General features: G+C 51.4%; 3 protein-coding genes. 2 read left to right on the forward strand and 1 reads right to left on the reverse strand.

The annotated features are described in order from the left end of the window. Positions 1-350: 350 nt before the first annotated feature. Complete coding sequence (fetA, locus tag ACRPFF_RS10675; RefSeq protein WP_432674642.1) at positions 351-2,513, reverse strand: TonB-dependent siderophore receptor FetA/FrpB; 2,163 nt, start codon at positions 2,511-2,513, stop codon at positions 351-353. Positions 2,514-3,130: 617 nt separating this feature from the next. On the opposite strand from fetA, the gene groES reads away from it, so the two are divergent. After that, a complete protein-coding gene (groES, locus tag ACRPFF_RS10680; RefSeq protein ID WP_118783336.1) occupies positions 3,131-3,421 on the forward strand; it encodes a co-chaperone GroES in 291 nt (96 codons plus the stop codon). 92 nt (positions 3,422-3,513) lie between these two features. After that, complete coding sequence (groL, locus tag ACRPFF_RS10685) at positions 3,514-5,148, forward strand: chaperonin GroEL (RefSeq protein ID WP_411712701.1); 1,635 nt, start codon at positions 3,514-3,516, stop codon at positions 5,146-5,148. The last annotated feature ends 649 nt before the right edge of the window (positions 5,149-5,797 follow it).

The raw sequence follows: 5,797 nt of genomic DNA on the forward strand, positions 1-5,797 counted from the left end.
TTTCGTCATTCCCGCGAAAGCGGGAATCTAGAATCTCGGACTTTCAGATAATCTTTGAATATTGCTGTTGTTCTAAGGTCTAGATTCCCGCCTGCGCGGGAATGACGGCTGCAGATGCCCGACGGTCTTTATAGTGGATTAACAAAAATCAGGACAAGGCGACGAAGCCGCAGACAGTACAAATAGTACGGAACCGATTCACTTGGTGCTTGAGCACCTTAGAGAATCGTTCTCTTTGAGCTAAGGCGAGGCAACGCCGTACTGGTTTTTGTTAATCCACTATATATCAAATTATCAGAACAGATGCCGCCTGAAAGGCTTTCAGACGGCATTTTTTCGGGATATGCGTTTTAGAACTTGTAGTTCACGCCCAAGCGTACATCACGGCCCACGCCCGGCAGGGTATTGGTCCAGCGTTGGCTGTGCGGATAGTAGAACTTATTGAACACGTTGTTAACCGAAAGATTGACATTGAGCGTGTCTTTGCCCAGCGGTTTCCAGTTGGCGAAGATATCGTTCACACCGAAACCTTGGCGTACAACGTTTTCCAATTTGCCGCTGCGGTCTTTTTGACCTGCCGCCAATATCGAACCCACGGCTTTTTGAACATAGCGTCCGCGCCAGCCGATTTCCAGATTCGGGTTTTTGAAGCGGTAGGCAAGGGAGGCCGTCCAAGTGCGACCGGTTTGTGCGCCAAATTCAGGGTTCGCGCTTAACAGTTTTTTAGGATGGGTATCGTAAAAGCGCGGTTTGCTGTGGCTGACGCCGACTTTGGCAGTCAGGCCGCCGGTGCGGTAGGACGCGCCCAATTCGTAACCGTGGTTTTTGATGTAACCGGCGTTAACGGCTTCGCGGACGGCGACAGAGTCGTGGCGGTTTTGCGGATTGGCAAGCGCGTCTTTGATGGTTTGCCAGAAGTAGCTGCCGTTTGCGGCAAACGTGCCGTCGTTGTAGTTGAAGCCGATTTCGGTATTGCGCGCGCGTTCGGCTTTCGTGCCGTCGGCAATCGAGATGATGCCGCGTTTGCCGTGGGTTTGCAGCGCGTCATACAGGCGCGGGCTGCGGCTGGCGTAGTTGTGGCTTGCGCTGAAGCTCCAGTATTCGTGCGGCTGCCCAATCACACCGAAACTCGGGTTAAGGCTGCTGCTTGAAACGGTTTTGCCGTCGTGGGTTTTCACCTTGAAGCGGTCGTAACGCAACCCGCCGGTCAGGGTAAAGCCGTTAATTTCGTGAATGGCTTCGATATACGCGCCGGTATCAGTTTTGGCTGGGTTAGACAGTTTGTAGGAATGGACAAGATCCATATCTTTTTGGTCTTTCGCTTTTTCTGCAGTGGTTTTAGGTATTTCGTTTTTAGGATTGTCTGGGTCTGGTTTCTTATCGGAGATCTTAAATTCGCCGTTCAAAAATGCTTGAGGTTTGATTTCCTGATGGCGGTAGTTGATACCGTATTTCAACAGGGTTTGTTCGGCAAGGCGGCTGTCGAAGTTGAAATTCATACCCCGAGTGGTGATTTGGGTATGGTTGGGGCCGACCACATTGCCTGCGTAACCGCTGCCGCTGTCATCGGCGGAGTAGCGTTCGTTTTCCAACACATAGGCGTTGGCGTTCAGTTTTTCGACAAAGCCCAAGTTTTTGCCCGTGTACTCTAAGTTGGTGTTGGATTGAGTGGTTTCACGGTATGAGGGTTTCTGCCTGTCTTTTATAGGATCGGTCCCGAAGATTGTAAATTCTTCACGCACAGTGCGGATGCCTCGGTGTTGGTCTTTCATATGGCTCAACACGATGCGGTGGTCGCCGTCGCCGAAGGTTGTTCCGATTTTGGCGAGGTAGCTGCGTTTGTCCAGCGCGCTGTACAGTACGGTTTTGCCGCCGTTGGGATTTTTGTAGCCTTTACCTGCTTCGTAATCTTTTTCATCGTTGCGGTTGTAAGAGAACAAGCCGTCGAAGTTGCCCTCTTTTCCGAATACGCTTGCGCCGTAGCTTACGCCTTCGTTGCTGGCAAAGCCGCTGTTGAGGCGCACGCCCCAGTTTTTATCCAAGCCTTTGAGCAGGTCTTGGGCATCGACGGTTTTGGCGATAATCGCGCCGTTGGTTGCGCCGATACCGGCAGAGGCGGAACCCGCGCCTTTCTGTACGGAAACGACTTTAACCAAAGCGGGATCGACAATAAATCTGCCTTGGTGGTAAAGGATTTGGCTGTCGGAATAGGCGTTGTCCACCTTGATGTCGACAGAGTTCTGACCCATGCCGCGCAAGGTCATGTGTTGGGATGTGCCGTTACCGCCGCCGAAATCGATGGATGGCTCTTCTTTTAAGAGTTCGCGCATATCGGTTGCGGTGCTTTCGTCTTTTTGTTGAAGCGTAACGATGTTGGTACGGATTTTGCTGCCTTGGCGGTCGCCTTTTACGGTAACGGTATCCAATGCGACATTGGCGTTGTCTGCCGCGTGGGCAAAACCTGCCGCCAGGGTAAGTGAGAGCAGGCTGAGGCGGAACAATGGGGCGTTCATTCAGTCGTCCTTTTGAGTATATGAAGGGAAGTTAAGCCAAACCGTTAAGGTTTGGCAGGATAAGAAAAATAATTAATAATTATTTTTGTTTATATTAGCGGGGGGGGGGGTTGTGTAAAGCTGATTAGCGTTTTTATTTGCGAAGAGTTGTTTTTTGTTGACAGGTTTTGTCGGAAATGTAAAAAACGGCGGAAATATAGTGGATTAACAAATGCGGGAATGACGAAGCCTGCGCGGGAATGACGAAGCCTGTGCGGGAATGACGAAGGGTTAAAGAAATGACGAGAAACGGCGGTAATTTATCGGGAATAACCGAAAACGAACGGAAATCAGGACAAGGCGACGAAGCCGCAGACAGTATAAATAGTACGGAACCGATTCACTTGGTGCTTCAGCACCTTAGAGAATCGTTCTCTTTGAGCTAAGGCGAGGCAACGCTGTACTGGTTTTTGTTAATTCACTATAAATTTTTTCCGCCTCACTTGAATTTACCTGCACACACCCTAATTTTGCCGACTTATACGGGCAGCCGCCTGACGGCTGTCCGGTTTCCACTTCAATCTGCCTGAACCGTTCGGGCAGATGATTGTTTTCAAACCATTTATCGGAGCATAAATATGACCATCCGTCCTTTACACGACCGCGTTGTCGTCAAACGCTTGGAAGCTGAAGAAAAAACCGCCTCTGGCATCGTTTTGCCGGGCGCGGCCGCCGAAAAACCCGATATGGGCGAAGTCATCGCCGTGGGCGCGGGCAAAATCGGTAAAGACGGCAACCGCCGTCCGCTGGATGTCAAAGTCGGCGACAAAATCATCTTCGGCAAATACAGCGGCCAAACCGTCAAAGCCGACGGCGAAGAGCTGTTGGTAATGCGCGAAGAAGATATTTTCGGCATCGTTGAAAAATAAATACGGACACGATGCCGTCTGAAACGGCAAACCGCCTTCAGACGGCATAAACGGTTTTATCAGACAGTTTTAATGATTTTTGGAGAATTGAAATGGCAGCAAAAGACGTACAGTTCGGCAATGAAGTCCGTCAAAAAATGGTAAACGGCGTGAACATTCTGGCAAACGCCGTGCGCGTAACCCTGGGCCCCAAAGGCCGCAACGTGGTGGTTGACCGCGCCTTCGGCGGCCCGCACATCACCAAAGACGGCGTAACCGTCGCCAAAGAAATCGAACTGAAAGACAAGTTTGAAAATATGGGCGCGCAAATGGTGAAAGAAGTTGCGTCCAAAACCAACGACGTGGCGGGCGACGGTACGACTACCGCCACCGTATTGGCGCAATCCATCGTTGCCGAAGGTATGAAATACGTTACCGCCGGTATGAACCCGACCGACCTGAAACGCGGTATCGACAAAGCCGTTGCCGCTTTGGTTGAAGAGCTGAAAAACATCGCCAAACCTTGCGATACTTCCAAAGAAATCGCCCAAGTCGGCTCGATTTCCGCCAACTCTGACGAACAAGTCGGCGCGATTATCGCCGAAGCGATGGAAAAAGTCGGCAAAGAAGGCGTGATTACCGTTGAAGACGGCAAATCCTTGGAAAACGAGCTGGACGTGGTTGAAGGTATGCAGTTCGACCGCGGCTACCTGTCTCCTTACTTCATCAACGACGCTGAAAAACAAATTGCCGGTTTGGACAGCCCGTTTGTTTTGCTGTTCGACAAAAAAATCAGCAACATCCGCGACCTGCTGCCCGTGTTGGAACAAGTGGCGAAAGCCAGCCGTCCGCTGTTGATTATCGCTGAAGACGTAGAAGGCGAAGCCTTGGCGACTTTGGTGGTGAACAACATCCGAGGCATCCTGAAAACCGTTGCCGTGAAAGCTCCGGGCTTCGGTGACCGCCGCAAAGCGATGTTGCAAGACATCGCCATCCTGACCGGCGGCACGGTGATTTCCGAAGAAGTCGGTTTGTCTCTGGAAAAAGCGACTTTGGACGACTTGGGTCAGGCCAAACGCATCGAAATCGGTAAAGAAAACACCACCATTATCGACGGCTTCGGCGACGCAGCCCAAATCGAAGCGCGTGTTGCCGAAATCCGCCAACAAATCGAAACCGCAACCAGCGATTACGACAAAGAAAAACTGCAAGAGCGCGTTGCCAAACTGGCAGGCGGTGTGGCAGTGATCAAAGTCGGTGCCGCTACCGAAGTCGAAATGAAAGAGAAAAAAGACCGCGTGGAAGACGCGTTGCATGCTACCCGTGCCGCCGTTGAAGAAGGCGTGGTTGCAGGCGGTGGCGTAGCCCTGTTGCGCGCCCGTGCTGCTTTGGAAAACCTGCACACCGGCAATGCCGACCAAGACGCAGGCGTACAAATCGTCTTGCGCGCCGTTGAGTCTCCGCTGCGCCAAATCGTTGCCAACGCAGGCGGCGAGCCNAGCGTAGTCGTGAACAAAGTGTTGGAAGGCAAAGGCAACTACGGCTACAACGCTGGCAGCGGCGAATACGGCGATATGATTGAAATGGGCGTACTCGACCCCGCCAAAGTAACCCGTTCCGCGCTGCAACACGCCGCGTCTATCGCTGGTCTGATGTTGACCACAGACTGTATGATCGCTGAAATCCCTGAAGAAAAACCGGCTATGCCCGATATGGGGGGAATGGGCGGTATGGGCGGCATGATGTAAGCAATGCCGTCTGAAGCCTTCAGACAACAAGCCGCACGGTCAACGCCGTGCGGTTTTTTTGCGAATAAGTGCAGCTAAGGCGCAAACCTTAAAATTGCCAACGCCGTTCTTTGCATTTTTGTTTTTTGATACGCGCGCTTTTGTTTTATAGTGGATTAACAAAAACCAGTACGGCGTTGCCCCGCCTTAGCTCAAAGAGAACGATTCTCTAAGGTGCTGAAGCACCGAGTGAATCGGTTCCGTACTATTTGTACTGTCTGCGGCTTCGTCGCCTTGTCCTGATTTTTGTTAATCCACTATATTTCCCCCATCCCAAAAACGAAGAGCGGCAGGAATTTATCGGAAAAACAGCAACCTTTCCGCCGTCATTCCCGCGAAAGCGGGAATCTAGAAATGAAAAGCAACAGGAATTTATCGGAAATGGCTGAAACCGAACGGACTAGATTCCCGCCTGCGCGGGAATGACGAAAAGCAACCTTTCCGCGTCATTCCCGCGAAAGCGGGAATCTAGGAACCCAAAGCTGCAAGAATTTATCAGAAAGGCTTGCGGCAGGATGATGCGTTTGGGGAAACAAATGCCGTCTGAAGGGCTTTCAGACGGCATTGCAGTTTTTCCACAAAACGCGGGCTGCCTTTAAAACTTGTAGCT

The sequence above is a fragment of the Neisseria sp. SLRRB23 genome (assembly GCF_050896295.1).
Taxonomy (GTDB): domain Bacteria; phylum Pseudomonadota; class Gammaproteobacteria; order Burkholderiales; family Neisseriaceae; genus Neisseria.

Excerpts from the sequence above, each read along its gene's own strand:
- fetA (WP_432674642.1), bottom strand. The coding sequence starts at position 2,513 with ATGAACGCCCCATTGTTCCGCCTCAGCCTGCTCTCACTTACCCTGGCG.
- groES (WP_118783336.1), top strand. The coding sequence starts at position 3,131 with ATGACCATCCGTCCTTTACACGACCGCGTTGTCGTCAAACGCTTGGAA.